The sequence below is a fragment of the Methylosoma difficile genome, from assembly GCF_054657615.1.
Window position 1 is genome coordinate 197,038 of record NZ_BAAHYJ010000002.1, and the last position, 22,790, is coordinate 219,827.

Annotated in this window: 19 protein-coding genes; 6 read left to right on the forward strand and 13 right to left on the reverse strand. The window is 50.2% G+C overall.

Annotation, left to right across the window (positions count from 1 at the left end):
* Positions 1-2: 2 nt before the first annotated feature.
* The 9 genes from ACYQ1O_RS06355 to ACYQ1O_RS06395 all read right to left on the reverse strand — a co-directional run bounded on the left by ACYQ1O_RS06355 (position 3) and on the right by ACYQ1O_RS06395 (position 13,609).
* Positions 3-8,678 carry a glycoside hydrolase family 94 protein gene (locus ACYQ1O_RS06355; RefSeq protein WP_459990819.1) on the reverse strand — a complete coding sequence of 2,892 codons (8,676 nt, stop codon included), beginning with the start codon at positions 8,676-8,678 and terminating at the stop codon, positions 3-5.
* Between the two features lie 63 nt (positions 8,679-8,741).
* The gene (locus tag ACYQ1O_RS06360) at positions 8,742-8,900 is read right to left on the reverse strand and encodes a DUF3309 family protein (RefSeq protein WP_459990820.1); all 159 of its coding nucleotides are present in this window, start codon (positions 8,898-8,900) and stop codon (positions 8,742-8,744) included.
* A 73-nt stretch (positions 8,901-8,973) separates the two neighbouring features.
* Positions 8,974-9,114 carry a DUF3096 domain-containing protein gene (locus ACYQ1O_RS06365; RefSeq protein ID WP_459990821.1) on the reverse strand — a complete coding sequence of 47 codons (141 nt, stop codon included), beginning with the start codon at positions 9,112-9,114 and terminating at the stop codon, positions 8,974-8,976.
* A gap of 31 nt (positions 9,115-9,145) precedes the next feature.
* Positions 9,146-9,433, reverse strand: a complete 288-nt coding sequence (locus ACYQ1O_RS06370; RefSeq protein ID WP_459990822.1) for a sll1863 family stress response protein — start codon at positions 9,431-9,433, stop codon at positions 9,146-9,148.
* Positions 9,434-9,714: 281 nt separating this feature from the next.
* Positions 9,715-10,668: a hypothetical protein gene (locus ACYQ1O_RS06375; RefSeq protein WP_459990823.1), complete on the reverse strand. Its 954-nt coding sequence runs from the start codon at positions 10,666-10,668 to the stop codon at positions 9,715-9,717.
* A 130-nt stretch (positions 10,669-10,798) separates the two neighbouring features.
* Positions 10,799-11,017 (reverse strand): hypothetical protein, encoded by a 219-nt coding sequence (locus tag ACYQ1O_RS06380; RefSeq protein ID WP_459990824.1) that lies wholly within the window; start codon positions 11,015-11,017, stop codon positions 10,799-10,801.
* Positions 11,018-11,068: 51 nt separating this feature from the next.
* Positions 11,069-11,890 (reverse strand): alpha/beta fold hydrolase, encoded by an 822-nt coding sequence (locus ACYQ1O_RS06385; protein ID WP_459990825.1) that lies wholly within the window; start codon positions 11,888-11,890, stop codon positions 11,069-11,071.
* 24 nt (positions 11,891-11,914) lie between these two features.
* A complete protein-coding gene (locus tag ACYQ1O_RS06390) occupies positions 11,915-13,249 on the reverse strand; it encodes a PQQ-dependent sugar dehydrogenase (RefSeq protein ID WP_459990826.1) in 1,335 nt (444 codons plus the stop codon).
* 9 nt (positions 13,250-13,258) lie between these two features.
* Positions 13,259-13,609, reverse strand: coding sequence for a four-helix bundle copper-binding protein (locus ACYQ1O_RS06395; RefSeq protein WP_459990827.1), 351 nt, complete (start codon positions 13,607-13,609; stop codon positions 13,259-13,261).
* 325 nt (positions 13,610-13,934) lie between these two features.
* On the opposite strand from ACYQ1O_RS06395, the gene ACYQ1O_RS06400 reads away from it, so the two are divergent.
* The 3 genes from ACYQ1O_RS06400 to ACYQ1O_RS06410 all read left to right on the forward strand — a co-directional run bounded on the left by ACYQ1O_RS06400 (position 13,935) and on the right by ACYQ1O_RS06410 (position 17,550).
* On the forward strand, positions 13,935-14,516 hold the full coding sequence (locus ACYQ1O_RS06400; protein ID WP_459990828.1) for a ferritin-like domain-containing protein: 582 nt from the start codon (positions 13,935-13,937) through the stop codon (positions 14,514-14,516).
* Between the two features lie 134 nt (positions 14,517-14,650).
* The gene (locus ACYQ1O_RS06405; protein WP_459990829.1) at positions 14,651-16,753 is read left to right on the forward strand and encodes a catalase; all 2,103 of its coding nucleotides are present in this window, start codon (positions 14,651-14,653) and stop codon (positions 16,751-16,753) included.
* Between the two features lie 158 nt (positions 16,754-16,911).
* On the forward strand, positions 16,912-17,550 hold the full coding sequence (locus ACYQ1O_RS06410; protein ID WP_459990830.1) for a histidine phosphatase family protein: 639 nt from the start codon (positions 16,912-16,914) through the stop codon (positions 17,548-17,550).
* A gap of 112 nt (positions 17,551-17,662) precedes the next feature.
* Here the strand turns inward: ACYQ1O_RS06410 and ACYQ1O_RS06415 are convergent, their stop codons facing one another.
* Positions 17,663-18,055 carry an EF-hand domain-containing protein gene (locus ACYQ1O_RS06415; RefSeq protein WP_459990831.1) on the reverse strand — a complete coding sequence of 131 codons (393 nt, stop codon included), beginning with the start codon at positions 18,053-18,055 and terminating at the stop codon, positions 17,663-17,665.
* 367 nt (positions 18,056-18,422) lie between these two features.
* Positions 18,423-18,671: a DUF2171 domain-containing protein gene (locus tag ACYQ1O_RS06420; protein WP_459990832.1), complete on the reverse strand. Its 249-nt coding sequence runs from the start codon at positions 18,669-18,671 to the stop codon at positions 18,423-18,425.
* Between the two features lie 176 nt (positions 18,672-18,847).
* Here ACYQ1O_RS06420 and ACYQ1O_RS06425 point away from each other — a divergent pair, with 176 nt between their 5' ends.
* Positions 18,848-19,465, forward strand: coding sequence for an SOUL family heme-binding protein (locus ACYQ1O_RS06425; protein ID WP_459990833.1), 618 nt, complete (start codon positions 18,848-18,850; stop codon positions 19,463-19,465).
* A gap of 41 nt (positions 19,466-19,506) precedes the next feature.
* Positions 19,507-20,235, forward strand: a complete 729-nt coding sequence (locus ACYQ1O_RS06430) for a chemotaxis protein CheB (RefSeq protein WP_459990834.1) — start codon at positions 19,507-19,509, stop codon at positions 20,233-20,235.
* 102 nt (positions 20,236-20,337) lie between these two features.
* Here ACYQ1O_RS06430 and ACYQ1O_RS06435 read toward each other — a convergent pair whose 3' ends face one another.
* Both ACYQ1O_RS06435 and ACYQ1O_RS06440 read right to left on the reverse strand, forming a co-directional pair.
* Positions 20,338-20,778 carry a ferritin family protein gene (locus ACYQ1O_RS06435; RefSeq protein WP_459990835.1) on the reverse strand — a complete coding sequence of 147 codons (441 nt, stop codon included), beginning with the start codon at positions 20,776-20,778 and terminating at the stop codon, positions 20,338-20,340.
* A gap of 93 nt (positions 20,779-20,871) precedes the next feature.
* Positions 20,872-21,033, reverse strand: coding sequence for a lmo0937 family membrane protein (locus ACYQ1O_RS06440; protein WP_459990836.1), 162 nt, complete (start codon positions 21,031-21,033; stop codon positions 20,872-20,874).
* 331 nt (positions 21,034-21,364) lie between these two features.
* On the opposite strand from ACYQ1O_RS06440, the gene ACYQ1O_RS06445 reads away from it, so the two are divergent.
* Entirely contained in the window at positions 21,365-22,660 is a 1,296-nt protein-coding gene (locus ACYQ1O_RS06445) for a TolC family protein (RefSeq protein WP_459990837.1), read from the forward strand.
* The last annotated feature ends 130 nt before the right edge of the window (positions 22,661-22,790 follow it).

Here is a 22,790-nt window from a genome sequence, read left to right on the forward strand (position 1 = left end):
ATCTACCCCATTACCACCCGCACCACGTGCGGCAAGCCATCATCAACCAAAACCACACTGGCTTCCAATTGCCGCTTTCCATCCACTTCAATCATTACCACCCCACGCATGACGCCATTCGGATTTTCGACGTTAATTTCATAGCGGCTGGTTTCGTGTTGATAAATTAGGCTGTAATTGCGCCAAGCTTTAGGAATGCAGGGATTAAATACCAACGTACCATCGCGTACTTGCAAGCCTAAGATGGATTCCACACCCGCACGGTAATACCAACCCGCTGCGCCGGTGTACCAAGTCCAGCCGCCACGGCGGACATGCGGCGGTTCGGCGTAGATGTCGGCGGCGATGACATAGGGTTCGACTTTGTAGGCATAAACCCCGGTTCTTGTGGAAGTGCGTTTGATCGGGTTGAGCATCCGCAGTAGTTCCGCTGCTTGGTCACCGTCGCCGAGTTGGGCGTAGGCCATGACTGACCAGACCGCCGCGTGGGTGTATTGCCCGCCGTTTTCGCGGACGCCGGGCGGGTAGCTTTTAATGTAGCCGGGATCGTGTTCGGTTTTATCGAAAGGCGGCGTGAACAGCAACAGCAATTCTTCGCCGTCGCGCACCAGATATTCCTGCACCGAATTCATCGCCCGCCGTGCACGGTCATCATCGGCAACACCGGACAATACCGCCCAACTTTGCGCGATGGAATCAATGCGGCATTCGGCATTGGCGGCTGAACCTAAGGGCGTGCCGTCGTCAAAATAAGCGCGGCGATACCAAGCGCCATCCCAGGCTTCGGCTTCGATGGCGATTTTCAATTGTGCGGCATGGTCACGCCAGCGCGTGGCGCGTTCGCTTTCGCTGCGTAAGTCTGCCACTTTGGCGAATTCGTTCAGGGTGGCGATTAAAAACCACGCCAGCCAGACACTTTCGCCTTTGCCTTGATTCCCGACACGGTTCATGCCGTCGTTCCAATCGCCGCTGCCCATCAGTGGCAAGCCATGCGCTCCGGTGGCTAAACTCACATCCAAAGCACGGGCGCAATGTTCAAACAGACTGGCTTGTTGCGTGGATGGGTTGGGTTGGAAATAGGCATCGTCTTGTTCGGGACTCAGTACTGCACCTTCTAAAAAGTGCAAGGCTTCGTCCAGCACGTTTACATCGCCGCTGACTGTTAAATAATGCGCGACCACATAAGGCAACCACACACGGTCATCAGAAAAATGCGTGCGTACACCTCGACCTGTCGGTGGATGCCACCAATGTTGCACATCGCCTTCGGCAAATTGCCGTGCGGCGGCGCGTAAAATATGGGCGCGGCTTAAATCAGGTCGTGCTACCGTCAACGCCATGCTGTCCTGCAATTGGTCGCGGAAACCAAACGCGCCGCCGACTTGATAAAACGCCGCCCGCGCCCACATCCGGCAGCTGAGCGTTTGGTACAACAACCAGCGGTTCAGCAAAATATCCAACTCGCGGTCTGGCGTTTTTACCTGCACTTTATTCAGCACCTTGTCCCACGATTGCGTGACTTGGCTAAAGGTGTCGGCAACGGCGATGGTGCGGTAACGCTGCACCAAATCGCTGGCTTGGAGGCGGTCTTTGCCTTGACCTAATAACAAGACAATTTCTATGCGCGCGTTGGGGGCGAGTTCAATCATGGTTTGCAAGACTGCGCACGGATCTAAGCCTGCGCCAAGACGGCATTTCAGCGGCTTGGTGGTCAGCAAGGCGGCAGGGGCTTCCAAACTGCTATTGCGTCCAATAAACTCGGCGCGGTTGCAGGTCCAATTTTTTTGTAAACCGTGCAAATCGGCGAAGGCGATACGTTCGCCAAACTCCGCATCCCAGGAATTATAAGCAAACAAAGCGCCGGTGACGGCATCCAATTCGGTGATGATGTGTGGCGCAGTAACGCTACGCGATGCCCCTAACACCCATTCAATATAAGCTGTTACCGACAATTTACGGTGGCGACCGGAGACGTTAGTTAAGGTCAATACCGAAAATTTGACCGGGTCATCAGGGCTGACAAACTGCAGCAATTCACTGTGGATGCCATGCGAGGCATGTTCAAAACGGCTATAACCTTGCCCGTGGCGGATGACATAACTGGCGTTTTCGACCCGAATTGGCAAGGCGGTTGGTGTCCACAATTCGCCCGTGTCTTCGTCGCGGATGTACAACACTTCGCCAGGCGCGTCGCTGACCGGATCATTCGACCACGGCGTCAATTGGTTCTCACGGCTATTGCCCGACCACGTGCAACCACTGCCGACTTCGGAGACGGTAAAGCCAAAATCAGGGTTGGCGATGACATTCAGCCACGGCGCGGGTGTCCACTGACCGTTATCTAAGACGATGACATATTCGCGTCCGTCTTCGCTGAAACCACCTAAGCCGTTGAAAAATAATAGTGGCGGTATCACTATTGCGGAGGCGGTTTTATTAACGGCAAGCATTTTCGGCGCGACGTAAGCGGCAATCGGCGTGGGTCGCCTTAATAATTGTTCAGCCAAAGTGCCACGGCTGCTGACTAAAACCACCCGCGCTGCGGTTTTTAATAATTGGCTATCTTCTAGCGTCAATTGGTCGCGGCGCATGACAAAAATCGCGCCTTGGTTTTCCGCTGCTTGATGCTGCGACAAGGCTTGGCTTTCGCGCACCATGTTTTCCAAGAGCATTTGCAAGTCTTCAATGTAGGAGACTTCTTTGCTGTTCAAAATCACCAAATCCACCGCCAGACCTTTCATGCGCCAATATTCATGGGCGCGGAGCAATTGCTCGACGATGCTGCGGTCTTCCAATTCAATGATACGCAACAGCAGGATCGGACGGTCGCCAGAAATGCCGTGCCGCCATAATCCGGTGACGCTCAAGGTGTTCATTTGCATCAATTTGCTGGCGGAACGTAAAGACGGGTCGGTAAACAGCAAACGGTTTGCCAAATCTTGGAACAATTGTGCTTCGTCGGCTTTGGTGCGCAGATGATGCAGCTGAATATGGGCATGCGTCCATGCCAAAGCGGAGACGCGCTCAAATGCGGCGACATTATGGTATTTATCGGCTAAGTCTTCCGCTTCGGTACGTGAATGGGCAATCAATGTGGTGAACGTGGCGTGTTCGGTTGCCCCAGGGGCGATACGCAAGCGGGTTCGCAAGCTAAAAATCGGATCTAATACCGCGCCAACGGTATTGGTCAGCGGCCTGCCATCCATCACCGCAATTGGGGAACGTAAATTTTGCCCACGTCCGACAAAGCGCGTGCGGTCGGTTTCGTATTGGAAACCTTGACCGTTTTGCCGCCCCGCCAAGACTTGTACCGTCCAGATGATAGCGTCACCGCTGTTGCGTGGTCGGCGGTAAGCCATTAATCCGTGCGCTTGCGGCAGATGTTCGGTATGCACGAACAGATTGGAAAACGCCGGATGGGCAATGTCGCTTGCCATAGTGGCGAGGACAATTTCACTGTAAGAAGTGATTTCAATTTCGCGGCTGCGCGAGCCGTTGTTGGTGACACTCAAACGGCGAATTTCAGCATCGTCTTCCGGCGAGACCACAATCTCCAAGGTGCAAACTATATCGCCATCGGTGCGGATGATGCGGACGCGGTCTTCCGCAAACAACACTTCATAGCTATCAGGCACCGCGACGGTTGGTTGGTAGCCTGCTGACCACACGTCGCCACTGGCAATATCGCGCAAATAAATAAAACTCCCCCAGTTATCGCGGGTAACATCTTCCCGCCAACGCGTCACTGCCAAATTGCGCCACGCGCTGTAGCCTGAACCGGCGGCGGTGAACATCACCGCGTAACGTCCGTTCGACAGCAAATGCGCGGACGGAATGCTGGACGTTGGCGACGGCACACGGCGTACCGGTGGTTGCACCGAATCTTTCACTTCGGCAAGGGCTTGCAGTACCGGCAAACTTTGGGTGTCGGCACCGCGTGGAATGCGTTCTTGCAGTAGCAAATCGGCGGCCTGGATCAGCGGCGCACGGTGGAAACGATGGCGCATGATGCCGTCATGGACGACATTATCAAAAGCCACCAAAGACATGCCTTGATGGTGAGCCATGTAACAGCGCACCATCGCCACGGTTTGGCCTTCGGCAAGTCGGCTGGGTGTAAAATCCAAGGCTTCATAAAAACCATAACGTCCTATTGCACCCTTCTTTTTTAAGCGGGCGAAATTTTCCACGGCGGCGTGGGGCAGATACATCGCCGCCAGCGCCGTGGCGTAAGGTGAAATCACCAAATCTTCATCCAAGCCGCGCTTCATGCCTAAATCTGGTACACCGAAGGCTGAATATTGATAGGTAAATTGCATATCACGGCTGTTATAAGCCGATTCGGAAACCCCCCACGGCACAGCGCGTTCTTCGCCGTATTCAATTTGGCGCATGACCACCAAGCGGCAAGTTTGGTCGAGCAAACTGTAGCGCGGCGTATACGTCACCAAAGACGGCATCAGGTATTCAAACATCGAACCCGACCACGACAACAATACCGTACCTTTGGCGGCACGGGTAACGCGGCGGCCTAAATGAAACCAATGCGGCATCGGTACATCACGTTTGGCTATGGCGATAAAACTGGCTAGCCGCGCTTCCGATGCCAATAAATCGTAATAGCTGGGATCAAGCATGCCTTCGTTAACGCGATAGCCGATGGAAAATAAATGGCATTCTTTATCGTAGAGAAAAGCAAAATCCATCTCGTGAAAGAGTTTTTCCACCTGCGTGACAATAGCTTCTAAGCGCACAATCAGCGCCGCTACTTCCGGTTGCGCTTGTTCTAATAATACCGCCAGTGGATTGGATTCCACGGCTGGCGATGTGCTGCACTTTAAATCTGCCAACACCAATTGGTAGGCATTCGCCAAGCCGTGTAAGGGCGTTGTTAAGGTCAATTTTTGGATGGGTGAGTGTTCAGTTTCGGCAAGGCGTTGCCCGACTAGCAGCCACGGCACTAAGGCATTGATGTCGATAACATGGGAGCGGGTGTCATTCCGCAGCAGTTTTGCACAGGCCAGCACTTCGTTGTAAGGCATTTCATCACGCTCAACCGCGAAGGCGCGCGCCAAGTCGTAGAGGTTTTCGGTGTTAAAAGTCAATTGCCGCCACAAACGTCCCCAGCTACTGTTGTCCGTTGGACGGCTGGCTAGCAATTCGCCAATCAGGCTGGTTTTTTGTTGTAGCTCTTTTAAGGTGACGGTCAGCGTACGCTTGTCATCGGTGATATGCGCCAGTGCGTTCAGCAACAGTTGTTGGCTATCGAGCAAGCCGCGCAAGGCATTAGATAAAGCGAGCGGACTATTAAGCAATTCTTGGCAAGTTTCTGAAAGCGTCAGTAAATGCCCTGCCAGATTGCCGCTGTCTACCGTGGAAATATAGCGCGGTTCTAACACTTGCAGGCTTTGGGTATCGTACCAGTTGTAAAAATGCCCGTGCAGACGTGGCAAGTTGTTGAGTGTCGCCAGTGTTAATTCCAAACGGGTGACGGTATCGGTCAAACCCAACCAGCCGAAATCGCGCGCCGCGACCACCGATAACAAATACAAGCCAAAATTGGTCGGCGAACTGCGGTGCGCGATAACGGGATCGGGATCTTCTTGGAAATTATCCGGTGGCAGATAATGTTCATCAGCGGTGACAAAGGTGGTAAAAAATCGCCAGATTCGTCTGCCGATTAAGCGCAGTTCGGCACTATCGCCAGCGAACAAGGATTCGGCTGTATCCAACAACGGCGGCAAACTTAATGCACGCGCGGCAAAAGGCGCGAGCCACCACAGCAATAAAAATGGCGTTGCTATTGCTATGCCCGCCGGATTAAAAAACATAATCACCGCCGCTGAACCTAGCGACACAATCGAAGAACCCAGCAATGGCGCATACAAACTTTTTAACGCATTGCCAGCCGCATCTTTGGCTTGTAAGGCGGTAACCCATTTCAGCAATTGCCGACGGGTGATGAACAGGCGAATTAAAGTGCAACTGATGGCATCGAGCATTTGCCACGCGTGTTGCGACAACAAGGTTAACGCGACAAGGCTATTCACTATCGCCCAAAGCATGTTTTCCACCGCCGCCCGAATGTGGGTAAACAGTGTAATGCCACGACGCGGTAAGGTGAATTCGCAAGCGATGGTCAGTAAAGCCGGAAACGCTAAACCGAGTAGGACAAAACCCATCAACACAGTCAGCGGCGCGTTTGGGGTTGCCCAAATCAGCACCAACAACACAAAACTGGCAGGCGCAGATAAAGATCGGCGCAAATTATCGAGCATTTTCCAACGCCCAATAGTCGGCATGCCTTTGCCGCCATTGCCAAAAATCCACGGTAATAATTGCCAGTCGCCACGCACCCAACGGTGTTCGCGCGAGGCTGCAACGTCAGTATGCGAAGGGAATTCTTCATAAAATTCAATATCGCTGACTAAAGCGCAACGGGCGTAAACGCTTTCGAATAAATCATGGCTGAGTTGGGTATTGTCCGGCACACGCCCCGCCAACGCGGATTCGAAGCTATCGACATGATACAAACCCTTACCGCTGTAAGTGCTGAGCGCGAACAAATCTTGATAGACCTCGGAAACTGAACTGGAATAGGCATCCGTGCCGGATGTCCCGGCAAAAATCTGATGGAACATCGAATGTTCCTGGCGCAACGGTAAAGTTGGCGTGACCCGTGGTTGCAGGATACTGTAACCCTCGACCACGCACTGGCATTCAGCATCAAACACCGGTTGGTTGAGCGGATGGGCGGCAACACCGACCAATTGAGTGACCACGCCCATCGGCAATTTGGTGTCGGCATCTAAGGTGATGACGTAACAAATGCCCTGCGGCGCAGCGGCGGCTTTGCCGGCAATCGGCAGAAAACTGGTGTCGGTCGCACCACGTAATAGGCGATTGAATTCATGCAGTTTGCCGCGTTTGCGCTCCCAACCCATCCATTTGCCTTCGCTGGCATTCCATAAACGCTGGCGATGGAAAACGAAAAAACGTTGCCCGCCGTATTTGTTGTTCAGCGCATCCACACCTGCTATTGCGGTATTAAGTAATGCCTCATCAGTAGCTTGGGTTTCTTGGTCGGCATCGGTCCAATCTGACAACAACGCAAAAAACACGTGGCCTTCGGGATTGGCGAGGTAACGCACTTCCATTTGCTCGATTTGCTTTTTCACGCCGGATTCACTGGTGAACAAGGTTGGCACGACGATAAACGTGCTTAAGGCTTCTGGTACGCCGTCTTTTAATTCCAAACGCGGTAAATGCCGAGGCGGTAAGCCTACGCTGATGAGGCGGTTGACGAGGTTAACGGCAATATCTGATGCCGGAAATATGCCAAACAACGCCAGTAAAACCAACTGCAATTCGCTGAGGCCAGCGGCGAAACTTAAGGCTAAAGGCAAAGCCAGCAACGCACCTGTCAATAACAACAAGCCGCCCATATAGGCCATTTCGGCATGGGCAATAGTCGTCCGCAAGCAGCGTTGCCGGAAAGTGGTTTGGTATTTCACGCAGTTTTCAAAGCCATAACGGCCTGAACCTAGCAAATAAAAGCCAGGTTCTTGTAAGCGTGGATTGCTGGTGGCTTCTGCGCTAGTTTGCTGCGTTTTTGCAAGCACTTGCTGGGCAATTGACAATTCTGAATGCGGCGAATGTTTGGCTAAATCTTCAATGGCATGGCGATAACGGTCGCGGGTGAGGAAATCCATGTCGGTATAGCCTTGATGACTACGCAAACACGCATCCACTAAGCTGACGTTTTCGACAAACAACGACCAATCAAACGCGGAAATCAAACGCATACTGGTGATGATGTTACGCACCGTGGCATTGTCGGCAATTTGCTCGGCATGTTCCAAATGCACGACGTCGTCTAAGCTGAGGTGTTTGCTATCCAGCCATTCCGTCAAAAACGCCAACGATGGCATCGCGCCGGAATGCGGATCATGTAAACGTTGCAGGATTTGCACGGCGTAAGATTGGCGCAAGGCGGCTTCCGGCAAATCCCCCGCAGGAAAAACCATCTCCGGCTGGTCGTTGAGCGCGGCGATTTGTTCGATGTGATCGACAAAATCATCCGCCAGTTTCCGGCCTGTTTGCGACGCCAGCACGCGCACGGCAATCCGTCGCAAATTATCAACCAGCAACAGGCGTAAAGTGATCGGAATGGCCCACAATTCACCTAAGGTAAGCGGGTCAACCGATTGATAGGCCTGGACAAAATGCGTCAGCATTTCCGCTGAAAATCGGCTGTCAGTATGGGCAACTAAAGCCCAAACAATCCCGTAAACGCGCGGAAATCCCGCCAACACACCGTCGGCTAATTTTGGCAATTCCAAATAATAGCTTTCCGGCAAGTCGCTTTGAATATCACTGACTTGGGCTTTGATGATATGGAAATTATCCAGCAACCATTCTGCCGCTGGCGTAATCGCATGTTGCTCACGCACCGCCTTGGCGACGGCTTGGTAGGCTTCAAGTAAGATTTGGGCATTGTCATCAACGCGCGGCAGCAGTTTAAAGCCTTGTTTTTGCAAGCTGACTTTTTGCGCCTGCGCCAGGCTGACCGCGTGTTGCTCTAAGCGTTCGGTGCTGAACAGTTCAAAGCGTATCGGTTCTTCGCCACCAGGATGGATGATGCTGGTACGTCGGTTTTTAGCATTACGCTTTATCATTTTTTTTGACTTTAGGTAAGGGTGTTTTAGCCCAAAGGCATCGTAAACCCGAATGGCACAACGCTAAATTCTGCCCAACGCAATCAAGACTAAAATAACGAGAAGAACGGCGCCTAAGCCACTGCTGGGGGCATAACCCCAATTACGGCTGTGAGGCCACGCTGGGATCACACCGATAAGCATAAGGATAATTATGATGAGTAAAAGAGTGCCGAGTGACATGGTTAGATTCCTGTGATGGCAAAGAAAGGCAGAACCGGTTAAGTGCCGGTTTCGTTATAAGAGTGGCATTAACTCAAACTAAAGTGATCGGCATTAACCCCAAAATGCCTCGGACGATTAAATAGACCGCCACGAAATAATTTAAAAACCGGGGCACAATCAAAATCAGGATGCCGATTACTAACGCCAGTAATGGTTCGAATGCAAGGGTCATTGTTTTCCTGTGCTAGCCGCTAGGCGACAATCTATTTGAATTTGGCGGAGGCACTGGTCAGTCCTGTTCTAAGGTCATCCCAAATTTTATCCGCCGTTATTTTCACTTGATCCCACGCGTCATCACTGGCGTTTTCCAGCTCATGCAACTTGATGGTTGCCGCTTGCTGATGGGCGCGAACGGAATTCAGCTCCTGCGTGTACTTAAGTTTCACCATGCCGACGGACTCCTCTGTTTTGGCGGTCAACAGGTCGATCTGCGCGGACCATTCTTTTAGCTCTGCCGCCAGACTTTCTATGTATTCGTTTTTAGTTTTCATGGTGGTCTCGTTATCAGTGATTTTGGCTGAGTTATCTGCATAAAACAGAAGGGTAGGGATGGAGAAACAGCTTAACGGTATGCTTTAAAAGTGTCGGTACGCTAACGAACAAAAGGCCAAACCCTGCTGATCGACAGCCTATTTTGGGTTTTCGATCAGCATGTAAAGCACTTAATGCACGAACAACGCAATCAAGATAATGATTGGAATGGGAATGCCGAGAAAATATAAAAGGATTGAGCGCATCATTGATCTCCTAGAAAATTGGAAAGTTTGGGGGGTTACAAATCTCGCATCCGCCCGCCGTAAATAGCCGCTAAACTGGCTATAAATGCACCGATGAGCAACGAAATAAATAGCCAAAGGGAGGCGAAAGCAGAGGCTTTTCGTGTGGTTTCGGCAAGGTTTTTGGCGGTCGTTTCTTCCGCAAGCTGCTTGGCTTGCAAACTTGCATACAGGTTGTCTATCCGCTTTTCGGCATCATGCTGAGACAGGCGGGTGCGTTGTGACACCAGTTGTCCGACGTAACGCTTATCTTCTACGGGCAGCGCGCCTATTTGTTGGGCATTTTTCAAGATACGGGCAACTTCAGCGTTCGATTCGATAATGATGGGATCATTAGCCCTTAGCGGCAAAACACCTTCGGTGAAACTCTCCGTGCTTGGAACCACTACGATTTCCTTCCTAAATAGCGAATCGACAAAATATTTCATGGATTCGTTGTCAGGCTTCATCCTATCAAAGCGCATTGATCCGGTATCGCCCGACTTGGAGGTGCCCGTCTGGATGCCGCCGCTGACAATAGCGCCAATAACCGAGGTGAGCAGCGCGGCGGTCGCCAGTGTGGCAATGGCCCAAGCCAGAAAACCGTGTGCGGTGTCCCGAAAGTAAACTTCATCCGTTTGCACGGCAAGCCATCGTTTCCTCAGTCTACCCGCCAGAAAGCCGCCCATACCGGAGGCAACAATTTGCGTGAATGTCAGCCAGATGATGGTAGACGTACCAAATGCAGTCGCGCTAATGCCGTTGTAAGCCCAGGGTGATACTGAGGATAATCCTAAACCTGTGCCTAACATTAATAAAATAAGAGACAGAGAGGCTGCCGCTGTAGCACCAGCCATAATAGCTCCCCATGAAACGGCATTTGCACTGGTTTGCAGCGTTTCTGGCGGGAATTCGGGCAATGCCGGTTCGTACCCGAGCGGGTTGGCACTTGTAATTGTTGATGTGTTCATGAAATCTCTCCAAATGATTGAAGGTGGAAAAATATCACTCCGATTCGGAGCAATACGACCGTTCACTAAGCAATTTGGGTGACCGTTACGCGTCTATGATTTAGCCGTTGTAGCCATCACCACCAAAATGCTAAGGCCCGATTTTTAACGCAGGCATTTGGGTAATGCCAATGTTGCCGTCCGCTTTTATAGAGGGCAGTTTGGTGATGGCAACTTGGGTGTCGAGTTTTACTTCAATCGGTTTTTCAACCACCATGTAAAGGGAAATCGGTTTGTCGGTGACCACATTTAAATTCACCGTCAAGGGATAACAAGCGGCAAGCGATAGCATCACTGTAAGCAGTACCAACCCTTTCCCAATATTAAAATGCTTGAAGACAGACACTGTCGCCCACTCCCGTTAATTGCCGAGAAATGCCAATAAGTCATCATTCAGCTCGGCTTTATGGGTGTCGGCGATGCCGTGCGGTGCGTCGGGGTATATTTTCAGTACCGCATTTTTTATCAGTTTGAAGGACGCGTGTGCCGAAGCATCAATCGGTACGATCTGGTCATCGTTGCCGTGGATAATCAGCGTCTCAACATCAAATTTCTTAAGGTCTTCGGTAAAGTCCGTTTCTGAAAATGCGGCAATGCAATCCAACTCATTCTTAAGGCCACCTTGCATGGCTTGTAACCAAAAAGCGTTACAAACGCCTTTGCTGATGTCCGCGTTTGGCCTGTTAGTGCCATAAAACGTTTTGGTCAAATTTTTGAAAAATTGCGCCCTGTCCGTCGAAACACCTTTGCGGATGTCATCAAACACTTTCATGGCTAAGCCCTCGTGATTCTTATGTGTTTTCAGCATCAACGGTGTCACCGATCCCAGCAGCACGACTTTGGCGACACGGCTTGTCCCGTGACGTCCGATGTAGCGGGCGACTTCGCCACCGCCTGTGGAATGGCCGACTAACGTCATGTCATTTAAATTTAGGCTCTCAATCAATTCGGCTAAATCGTCGGCATAGGTATCCATATCATTACCCTGCCAGGGTTGGCTAGAACGTCCATGACCGCGCCGATCATGGGCGATACAGCGATAGCCGTTGCTGGCAAGAAAAACCATTTGGTTTTCCCAAGCATCAGCCGTTAGCGGCCATCCGTGACTAAAAACGACAGGAAAACCGGTTCCCCAGTCTTTATAGTAAATGTCTGTACCGTCTGTGGTGGTGAATAGGCTCATGAGGGGCTTCCTTAGATTGTTAACTTAGTTTGATTGTCTGGGTTTGGAGGGTGCTGTTACCCGCCAGACCGTGTTGCCGACATCATCGGCAACCAGTAACGCCGATTGCTTATCCAACACAACCCCTACCGGCCTTCCGAAAGCTTCGCCGTCTGCACTGAGAAATCCCGTCAGTACATCCAAAGGCATTCCAAAAGGTTTGCCATTTTTGAACGGTACGAAAATAACCCGGTAGCCACTGCGCGGCTCGCGGTTCCACGAACCGTGCTGACCGATAAAAACGCCATTGTTAAAAGGTGCGGGCCAGACGGTGTTTTTTGTAAACGCCAAACCCAATGAAGCGGTATGTGGGCCTAATGCGTAATCGGGGACGATGGCTTTGGCGATCAAGTCCGGGCGTTGCGGCTGTACCCGTTCATCCCAATGCTGACCAAAGTAGCTGAAGGGCCAACCGAAAAAACTGCCGTCAGTAATTGAAGTCAGATAATCGGGTACCAAATCGCTACCGATCTCATCGCGTTCATTGACCACTGTCCACAAGCTGCCGTAATCCGAATCCCAAGCCAGTCCGTTCGGATTGCGCAAGCCTGATGAATAAATGCGATGGCTACCGCTTTTTAATGTCACTTCCCAAATGGCGGCGCGGCTTAGCTCGTTATCAATGCCATTTTCAGCCGCATTACTGTTCGAGCCGACCGTCACATAAATGCGGCTGCCATCACGGCTGGCGAGAATGTTTTTCGTCCAATGATGATTAATGGGCCCTGCGGGTAAATCTACAATTTTTATACCTGGCTGGAGGATTTGTGTGGCACCGGATTGATAGGTAAATTTCATCAGTGCATTGGTGTTGGCGACGTAGAAATCGTTGCCGATCAAAGCCATGCCGAAGGGCGAGTTAAGCCCTTTTAGAAATTCTGTCCGTAGATCCGCGATACCGTCGCCATTGGTATCACGTAACAATGTGATGCGGTTGGCACTGGGTGCGCCTGCACCGGCCTTGTCCATAAACTGTCCCAAAAGCCAGCCTTTGAGGCTTTGCCCATCTTCCGGCCTTGCCGGCGCATTGGTCTCGGCGACCAAGACATCACCGTTGGGCAAGACATAAAGCCAGCGCGGATGGTCGAGTCCACGGGCAAAAGCGATGACTGACATATCCGGAGCTGGCGTAGGTATTCCATACGCAGGCCAACCTACCGCCTGGGCGATGTTTACCGTGGGAAACAAGGTTGGACGCGGGGGTGGCAATTGCGGATGGCTACCCATACCTGCTGAAAGCGGCAACTCTGCCACTTCACCGCACGCCACTAGCCCTATCGTTATTAGCGCGGATAAGCAAACATTACGCACGGCTATCATCAAAGGGTCTTAATGCTTCATGCCCGCCATTTGCCGACAACTTTCAGCACAGGCTTTACAGGCTTCAACACAATCATCCATACCGCCAATTTTTTCGCAATCTAAGGCGCAGGCCTCGCAGATTTCTGCGCAAACGGCACAAACCTGATGGTGAAAATGGGAGTTGCTCAGCTGAAAATTGGCTGAGGTTTGGCAGATTTCGGCGCAGTTCATCATCAGACGAAAATGGTTGGCTTCGACATGCGCCCCGCCTGTTTCCAGGCAATGGTTCATAGCGGTTTCCAAACAGGTTTTATGGCAATGGCAACAAGCTTTTATACAAGCTTGCATGGCTTCTACAGATTGGCTTAAGTGATTCATGGAATGCTCCGAGCTGGCAACGGGTGGGCTTAAAAAAGCGGCTAGCCACTTAAGGCGTTGCCGCTTAAATAGAAAACCGGGTGGTGTGTCGGATTAGGTTCGGCTTTTCTACTCTTGGGTTTAGCCATTCACCCGACAATCTCAGGACGTACTCTAGCCAACAAAATTAACGTAGTCGGTACGCTATCGCACAATCATCCCGTGTCCGATCGATTGCAGCCTCCATAGCGGGCTCTATGTGTCACAACGAACCGACGCCCGCTGGACTTAGCCTTATTGTTTGTCTTCTCACACTCTGCCAACCTCACGCACATAAGGGACAACCATGAAAAATCCAACCGTAATGTCCGATGTTAAAACGCTACGCGAACGCGCCCGTCTTCATATTGAAGAAGGGGCTGTAACGGCGGGTTATCAGGCCGACCGAAAGAAAGTACTGGCACTATTGAACGATGCGCTCGCGACCGAAATCGTCTGCATGTTGCGCTACCGTCGCCATCATTTCATGGTGCGGGGTATCCATTCGCAAGCCATTTCTGAAGAATTCCTGATGCATGCTGATGAAGAGCTGGAACATGCCGATTTGCTCGCCGAACGTATTGTTCAGCTAGGTGGCGAACCTGATTTTTCACCGCAAGAATTAACGGCGCGCAGCCACGCCGAATATGTGGAAGGGGTTACGTTAGCCGACATGATTAAGGAAAACCTTGTCGCCGAGCGTATCGCCATCGACAGTTACCGCGAATTTATCCAATATCTCGGAGACCATGATTCAACGACCAAACGACTGTTGGAATCCATTCTTGCCGTGGAAGAGGAACATGCCGATGACTTGGCTGATTTACTGTTCGCAATCCCTCAGGAACAGAAGCCTGTTAAACCGTTACCGAGCGCAAAAGCCGCTTAATCGATGAAAAATCGAATGGTGCGGCTCAAAAGCCCGTTCCGTTACCTTAACGTTAAGGAATCCTGGTCAGTTGCCGGGAGCTTGTTAAAGGCTTTGTTCACCGATTCCTTAAGCGACACTATTGGAGATTCATAATGACCACAGCACAAACGATGACAGGCAGTCCAGCAAAGTTAGACGCGCAAACGCCGCCTATGACCGTCGGCAATGGTGGCGAATGGCATCAATCCGCCACCGAAGGCCAACCCGTATTGACCACCAACCAAGGTTTGCCGATTGCCGACAACCAAAATTCCTTGCGGGCGAATCCGAAAGGCTCAACCTTGTTGGAAGATTTCATCCTGCGCGAAAAAATCACCCATTTCGACCATGAACGCATCCCCGAACGCATCGTCCATGCGCGTGGCACAGGCGCACACGGTTTTTTTGAATTGACCCATTCCTTGGAAAAATACACCACGGCGAAAGTGCTCACCGAAGTAGGTGTGCAAACACCTTTATTCACACGTATTTCAACGGTTGCGGGTGGTTCGGGTTCGGCGGATACGCCGCGTGATGTCCGTGGTTTTGCCACTAAGTTTTACACCAAAGAAGGCAATTGGGATTTGGTCGGCAACAATATTCCGGTGTTTTTCATTCAAGATGCCATTAAATTTCCTGACTTGATCCATGCGGTCAAAATGGAACCTGACCGTGGCTTTCCACAAGCGGCGTCGGCGCATGACACCTTTTGGGATTTCATTTCCCTAACGCCGGAAACCATGCACATGGTGATGTGGATCATGTCTGACCGCACCTTGCCGCGCTCGCTACGCATGATCGAAGGCTTTGGTATCCATAGTTTCCGTTTGATAAATGCAGCGGGTGAATCAACGTTTGTGAAATTCCATTGGCGGCCTAAGCTGGGTTTGCAATCAACGCTGTGGGATGAAGCGGTCAAAATTGCTGGAGCAGATAGCGATTTTCATCGCCGCGATATGTTTGAAGCCATTAGCGCCGGGGATTTTCCCGAATGGGATTTTGCAGTGCAATTGTTCACGCAAGCCCAAGCCGACAGTTTTCCGTTCGACCATCTCGACGCTACCAAACTCATTCCTGAAGAACTGGTTCCCTTGCAAGTGATCGGGCGCATGGTACTAAACCGCTGGCCTGATAACTTTTTTGCCGAAACCGAACAAGTGGCTTTCTGTCCGTCGCATGTCGTGCCAGGCATTGATTTCTCCAATGATCCTTTGTTGCAAGGTCGTTTGTTTTCGTATCTGGATACACAATTATCGCGTTTGGGATCGGCTAATTTTCACCAAATCCCCATCAATGCGCCGCAATGCCCGTTCGCTAATCACCAACGTGACGGACACATGCAAATGGCGCAACCGAAAGGACGCGTGGCTTACGAACCCAATACTTTGGCGGCAAATTCTCCGCATGAACAAGCGACAACAAGCTTTCGTAGCGCGGCAGTCGAAGAAACAGGCGTAAAAGGCCGTATTCGTGCAGAAAGTTTTGCCGACCATTACAGCCAAGCGCGGCAGTTTTATCTCAGCCAAAGTGCTTACGAACAAGCGCATCTGGCTTCCGCTTTAGTGTTTGAATTGTCAAAAGTTGAGCATCCGCATATCCGTGTGGCGATGGTCGGGCATTTACGCCATATCAATGAAAACCTGGCTATACGCGTTGCCTCGGGCTTGGGTATTGAAAAATTACCACTCGCCCCTGTTACGGCTAGGGTGGTGCAAAATTTAGATTTATCGCCAGCCTTGCAGCTCATCGACAAAATGAAGGACACGCTCGCCGGGCGTGTGATCGGTATTTTGATTGCCGATGGCTCGGAGTCGGACACGCTATACGCGGTTAAAGATGCCGTTATCGATGCGGGCGCGAAAGTGAAAATTATCGCGATGAAGCTGGGAGATGCCAAACTTGCCGATGACTGGCTTTTGCCCGTTGACAATCAGCTGGCGGGTACGCCGTCGGTTTTGTTTGATGCCATTGCCATTGTCCTGTCTGAAGAAGCGGTTGTTTTATTGGGTAAAGAAGCCGCCGCTATTGATTTTGTCCGTGATGCTTTCAATCATCTAAAAGCGATCGCCGTTGATACGGGCGGTTTGGCTTTGCTGAAAAAAGCAGGCATAGAGGTTGATGCCGGTGTCATCGCTTTAACGTCTTTGGATTGTTTTATTGCAGCGGCTAAAACCCGGCAATGGGATAGGGAAGCCAAGGTTAGGACACTTGCGTAATGAAAAAAGCAGTGGGGCATTTTGATGCATCGAAAACGGCGAAAACCTAGGGTTTTAGCGTTTTCCGCCATGAAGGACACGAACTTCTTTGTAAATGTCGTGTTCAAAGCAGGAAATGCTTTTCGTGGTCAACCCTTTTAAGCAATGGAGATTATCCGATGAGTTTAAAAATTTATCTGCTTCGGCATGGTGAAACCGAATACAGTCAGCGCGGGGCATTTTGTGGGTCGCTAGATGCGCCGTTAACCGAGTCTGGTAAGCAAATGGCAGTCTTATTTGCAGCGGCGTATTGCAGTTTCCCTTGGACAGCCGTTTACAGCAGCCCCATGAAGCGGGCTGTGGCGACGGCCCGACCTTTGTGTGACACCTTGGATTTGCCCATACAATTAAGGGAGGGTCTGAAAGAAATCCATTACGGCCTTTGGGAAGACCAAGAACTGGACGCTGTTCAAAAACACTACGCAGAAGATTATTTGCACTGGCAAACCGACCCCGCTTGGCATGCGCCGACGGGCGGGGAAACCGCTATCCAAATTGCCTCACGTGCTTTGCCAGTGATTACCGAAATTGAAGCGAAACACCCGACCGGCAATGTGTTGCTGGTTTCCCATAAAGCCACCATTCGTATCATTCTTTGCAGCTTGCTAGGTATCGACGTAGGCCGATACCGTGATCGGATCAACGCGCTGGCGGCCTCCGTCAGCATTGTCACTTTCGGGCCGTACGGGCCAATGCTGGATGTGTTGGGTGACCGTAATTACATGTCCGAAGAGTTACTTAGCCGTTCGGGAACCTAGATTTTAAAGGGCTTTGGTGCTTTGTTTTTAGCGGGGGCGGGGCAGTTAAGCAACATCTGAAGCTTTTTAGCCGGTTACGGTAAAAAGCCCAGAATGTTTAGGGCAGGGCGGTTTACCTGACTTCTGCTTCACGTTTGGTTTCCATTTTCAGGTTTTGGTATTCGTGTTGCTCCAATCTGCCATCTTCACCGGCATCGACCTTATCAAACACTTGCAGCAAATACGGAAAATTTTTCAATTCTGTTTTAGTAATGTAGTGGTTGCTATCCACATCGGCCTCGGCGAAGGTAGGCATAGCACCTTTACCGTCGCTGGGCTTTTCAACGGGTTTTGAGTTGGTTGTGGCTTCGTTAACGGATTCGACATAGCGATAATTAGGATGGTCATTTTCAGCGTTTACTTGTATCGGGAGGCTGGCAAAAAAGCCCATTACTAAAGCCAGTAATCCCGAATTTGACCGTAATATCCGAGTGATTGTTTGTGGTTTTACAAAGTTATTTTCCATAACAGTTTCCTTGAGTTGAGTAGACGGTGGAGGGTTGGTTACTGATGTTACGTAGACATATCCTGCGATATAAAAACAAATAATGATGAGTCGTTGTCACGACAGTTTTTCTAATCGGGTTCTCGCACCCGAAGGCGAGCTACTTTCTTTTGTGCCGCCAAAAGAAAGTAGCCAAAGAAAAAGCGACCCTATTGCCGCTGATGTCTTGCGCTCCTCGCATTTGTCGGGGGACGGCAGAATGGGCTTCCTGCCCATCTGCCGCCGTGCGGCATCCATGCCGCACCCCTTCGGGCTATTCCCGGCAAATGCTGCGGTGCTCGACGCAGCAAACGGGAACAAAAACACGTTACTGCGTAACGTCAGTTGGTTATTCTGCAATGTAGTTTGGCGACACTTTCGACCATTCTTGCATCGCTTGGTCGCCAGGACGGTCAATTTTGATTTTGCCACCTGCCGTTGACGTCACCCAAGTCAGTGGAATGTAATGATGTTGACCAGAACTGTCTTTATTAAGCTTGATTGTGCTTGTGCCTTCCATGTGGTCAACCACGGCAAACTGACCGTCTTGAGAGCAAAATACAGGCATTTCAGGTTTTATCTCGTCGATATTTATCATTGTATTTTTCCTTGGCCCGATCTGGGCGGATGTGGTGGGATGTTCAGATAAATGATTCATCTGTGCGGTGACTATATACAATCCAAGTAAATCCCTCTGTGCGGACACGCACATACAAACGGGATAAAATTATTTAATATTAATGCCTTAGAAAGATTTAACAGGGGATGGATGATATGAAAAACCCAATTACAATTTTGGTGAGTTTATTTTTAACGGGATGTACGGTCATGGGCATACGTAGCAGCGAAGAAGCACCTTACAGTTTGTTGTCGGAAAGCGGCAATATCCAAATCAGGTTGTATCCGCCTGTGCTGGTGGCGGAAACATTGATTGAATCCAGTTATGCGGAAAGTGGCAGCATTGGGTTTAAACGCTTGGCGGGTTATATTTTCGGTGGCAATGTCCAGAAGCAACAAATGGCAATGACCTCACCGGTTTTACGCGAAGCCGCCAGCGAAACTATTGCGATGACTGCGCCGGTTTTGCAGCAAAAAAAGGGCAATCAGTGGGTGATGACATTTGTGATGTCCTCCATTTATACGCTGGATACTTTGCCGAAGCCTTTAGACGATCAAGTTATCATCAAACAAATGCCGGCTAAAAAAGTGGCGGTATTGCGTTATTCCGGCAGCTTAAATCAAGAACGGATTGCCGAGAAAAGCCAAGTTTTGTTGGCGTGGCTGGCGCAAAACCATTTCAAACAGCTCTCTGAGAGCCGCTCTGCAGCATATGACCCACCGTGGACTTTGCCGTTTTTGCGTCGTAATGAAGTGCATGTGGATGTTGAATAACGCTAACAATGCATAGGTGATTTTTTAAATAAGTAGCTTAAGTGTTGTTTGTCTGCCATTTTTCGGCAACTTTCAGCAGACCTCCCGTCCGCTTTGAAAAAGAGGTGAAAGTGATCCACAAGATAGAAAGGGCCGTTCAAAAATCAGGCCGTCTAGGGAACGAAAACGACACTCGACTGAATGAAAGCGCTGGCTTGATGAACGATTTTCCTGTCGTGTGTGTAGGAGGTTCGGCTGGCGGGCTGGATGCGTATATCCGGTTATTGCAAAATCTACCGGCTGACTTGGGTGTGGCTATTGTTATTGTCAATCACATCACGATGATGCCGACTATGCTGCATGAAGTTTTGCCAAGTTATACCGCCATGCCCGTTGAGTTAATCACGGAAAGTTTGCTAATTAAACCTAACTGCGTATTTATCATTCCATCGAATCGGGACTTACATCTTACCGACGGACAGTTTCATTTAAGGCCAATCTCCAAGCCTCGTGGCTGGCCGGATGTCATCACGGTCTTCCTGCGCTCATTGACCCAGCACTGGCAGAGGCAGCTGATTGCGGTGATTGTTTCAGGTTATGACGGTGACGGGGCTGATGCTCTTTGTGGCATCAAAGAAGTGGGTGGTATCACCATTGCCCAGAAACTTGACACCGCTATTCAGCCAGACATGCCGGAATCGGCAATGGCGAGTGGTTGTATCGATTTTGTCTTATCGCCGGAAAATATCGCTCAAAAAATTGTGCAGATTGCCAGGGCTGAGGTGTTGTGACGTCCGGCTTCTGTTTTACGATAGCAAACCGCCATCGTTGGTCTTAAAAAGGTGGATTGCCTTTCGGCGAATCCACCCTTCAATTCAAATAAAAGCAGCGATTTACGCGGCTGCCGCTAATAATTGGTCTAATTTTGCTAGGTGCGATGTCTGGGCGGACAGTAATTTGGTCTCAATTAAAGAACGCAGATCAGTCGGTAGCTCATCTTCAAGCATGGCTTCTTTATAATCATCATCGCCACTTTTTTCCCCTTCATGCAAAGCCGTTAAGACAGCTTTTTTACCTAATAAATTAGCCCCTCCTAAAACCAATTTAGCCCACGCTCCCCAAGCGCCAGAATCGACGGCGGGTGTTCCGCCAAGTCTTGTGGTTAATGCTTGTAAGGAAGAAACAGCTTCTTTATGGCATTCATAAAGGGGCATTAAGTCGTCCGCTTCGCCCATTTCGACATCTACCTTGAGTTTATCCAACGCTTGTTGGTAGGTTTCCGTTGCAGACAATTCGTTTTTTAGCAATTTTTCGAGCGTTTTCATTTGGTTCATGATAATTCCTTAATGTGGTTATATATCGAACATTAGCAATAAAATTGTTAGGTTTGGGCAGTTGCTGAGAGACAAGGCCGCGCATTTTTTGTACTAGATACGTCGCCCCTGAATTATTCGTAGAATGATGACAATGATGGCGATGACAAGCAGGACATGTATAAAACCACCGATGGTGTACGATGAAACTAGCCCCAATATCCACAGAACAATGAGAATAATCGCAATACTTTCAAGCATATCTATCTCCATCATGGGCCATCAATTGACGGCAGACTGAATCGCAGATAAAAGCTGAAGGATGACTGAAGCCAATTCGACCCTTACCTGCGTACTTTTGAAAACCACCTTCCACGCCTCCGTAGATTCGTCGTCAGTCAAGCAAAGGACTCTTTTCCCATTTGCTTGGGAAAAATAGTAAGCGCAAAAACGAACAAAGTCGGTGCGTTGACTCACATAAATTCAGGGCAAAATCCACCTTAAATAGAGTGTTCGTTACCGAACGGAAAATCCCCAACTTTGCCTTTAAGCTGTTCGCCAATGGGTCAAACCGGTCAATACTGGGTAAAAATTTATTAAGCCTTATATGCCTACGCAGTTAAAACATCGCTTGATAATTGTTCTGCTCAGCGGCTGCCCGCCATTTTTCGCGGCGGATTATTGTCAGGCAGAAACCCTAGAACAGGCTTGGGATGCGGCAATGGGCAAAAACCATCAGATCAAATCGGCTGAAGCCGATACCCGCGCATCGGAACAGCAATTGTATGCAGCACAAGGCCAGCGTTTGCCGGAGCTGAATGTCGCATCAGGCTACACGCAATTGAATGAAAGCCCTGCCGCGAAAGCCCATTTTTTGGGGCAAACGGCGCAATTTACTACCGCGCAAGCTGGCAGTGTCAAAGCGCAAGCAATGGCTTCATTACCGATTTTTACCAGCGGGCGCATCAGCCACGGCATTCAGGCGGCGGAAGCGGCTTTGCAGGCTGCCCAGCATATTGAAAGCAGTTCGGTGTTGGACATTAAGATGCAAGTTGCCGAAGTGTATATCGCCGTGTTGCGTAGCGAAGGCGGTTTGCAAGTGGCGCAAGGTCATGTGGATAGCCTTGGCGCTCATTTTAAAGACGTCTGTAATCTGTTTGAGCAAGGCGTGGTGGCGAAAAATGACCTGCTAGCCGCTCAAGTGGAATTGGCAAACGCCCAACAATTGCTCTTGGTTGCACGTAAGCAAGTCGATTTTGCCAAATCGCATTACAACCAATTATTAGTTCGTGAACTGACCGATAGCGTGCATTTAGCCGCCCAGTTTCCACAAATTCCGCAAGGCACCTTGGTGGCGCTCACCACTAACGCCGTCAGCGAACGGCCTGAATTACTGGTGTTAGCTCAGCAAATCGAAGCGTTGCAGCAACAAGCGCAAAGTGTCAAAGCCGCAACCTTGCCGCAAGTCAGCCTCAATGGCGGTTATCAGTATCAGGAAAACCAGTATCAAGCTTTTCAGGGTTTGTGGATGGTCAATGTCGGGATGCAATGGAAAGTGTTCGACGGCAGTATTCGCCACAACAGCGATGCCCTGGTTAAACAAGCCATGTCTTTAAAAGAACAGCGTGACGATTTGAACAGTTTGATTCATTTGCAGGTGCGCCAAGCGTGGCTGGAAAGTCAGGAAACCCATGAGCGCATCCACGTCGCGCAACAAGCGATTGCCCAAGGCGATGAGAATATGAAACTGACCACTGACCTTTATCAGCAGGGTTTGACGACCAACACCGAAGTACTGAAAGCCGAAGAATTACGTGCGAAGACCCATGACAATTTCAACAACGCCCATTATGACGAGGCTTTGGCTAATCTGCGTTTGCGGCGGGCGATGGGGATTTTGTAAATACGAAAACCACGAAGAATACAGAGAATACGAAGATAAGGATTCTTCTCGGAGCGAGAACTTCTGGGACTTCGGTCATTAAGCAGAAGCCTGGTAACCCGAGAGGATTTTTCCGTTTGTGCTGAGCCTA

Bases quoted from the DNA above. Each gene is read 5' to 3' on its own strand.
- ACYQ1O_RS06355 (WP_459990819.1), bottom strand. From the start codon at position 8,678: ATGATAAAGCGTAATGCTAAAAACCGACGTACCAGCATCATCCATCCT.
- ACYQ1O_RS06360 (WP_459990820.1), bottom strand. From the start codon at position 8,900: ATGTCACTCGGCACTCTTTTACTCATCATAATTATCCTTATGCTTATC.
- ACYQ1O_RS06390 (WP_459990826.1), bottom strand. From the start codon at position 13,249: ATGATAGCCGTGCGTAATGTTTGCTTATCCGCGCTAATAACGATAGGG.
- ACYQ1O_RS06400 (WP_459990828.1), top strand. From the start codon at position 13,935: ATGAAAAATCCAACCGTAATGTCCGATGTTAAAACGCTACGCGAACGC.
- ACYQ1O_RS06370 (WP_459990822.1), bottom strand. From the start codon at position 9,433: ATGAAAACTAAAAACGAATACATAGAAAGTCTGGCGGCAGAGCTAAAA.
- ACYQ1O_RS06375 (WP_459990823.1), bottom strand. From the start codon at position 10,668: ATGAACACATCAACAATTACAAGTGCCAACCCGCTCGGGTACGAACCG.
- ACYQ1O_RS06440 (WP_459990836.1), bottom strand. From the start codon at position 21,033: ATGATGGAGATAGATATGCTTGAAAGTATTGCGATTATTCTCATTGTT.
- ACYQ1O_RS06420 (WP_459990832.1), bottom strand. From the start codon at position 18,671: ATGATAAATATCGACGAGATAAAACCTGAAATGCCTGTATTTTGCTCT.
- ACYQ1O_RS06405 (WP_459990829.1), top strand. From the start codon at position 14,651: ATGACCACAGCACAAACGATGACAGGCAGTCCAGCAAAGTTAGACGCG.
- ACYQ1O_RS06435 (WP_459990835.1), bottom strand. From the start codon at position 20,778: ATGAACCAAATGAAAACGCTCGAAAAATTGCTAAAAAACGAATTGTCT.
- ACYQ1O_RS06425 (WP_459990833.1), top strand. From the start codon at position 18,848: ATGAAAAACCCAATTACAATTTTGGTGAGTTTATTTTTAACGGGATGT.
- ACYQ1O_RS06415 (WP_459990831.1), bottom strand. From the start codon at position 18,055: ATGGAAAATAACTTTGTAAAACCACAAACAATCACTCGGATATTACGG.
- ACYQ1O_RS06410 (WP_459990830.1), top strand. From the start codon at position 16,912: ATGAGTTTAAAAATTTATCTGCTTCGGCATGGTGAAACCGAATACAGT.
- ACYQ1O_RS06445 (WP_459990837.1), top strand. From the start codon at position 21,365: ATGCCTACGCAGTTAAAACATCGCTTGATAATTGTTCTGCTCAGCGGC.
- ACYQ1O_RS06365 (WP_459990821.1), bottom strand. From the start codon at position 9,114: ATGACCCTTGCATTCGAACCATTACTGGCGTTAGTAATCGGCATCCTG.
- ACYQ1O_RS06395 (WP_459990827.1), bottom strand. From the start codon at position 13,609: ATGAATCACTTAAGCCAATCTGTAGAAGCCATGCAAGCTTGTATAAAA.
- ACYQ1O_RS06385 (WP_459990825.1), bottom strand. From the start codon at position 11,890: ATGAGCCTATTCACCACCACAGACGGTACAGACATTTACTATAAAGAC.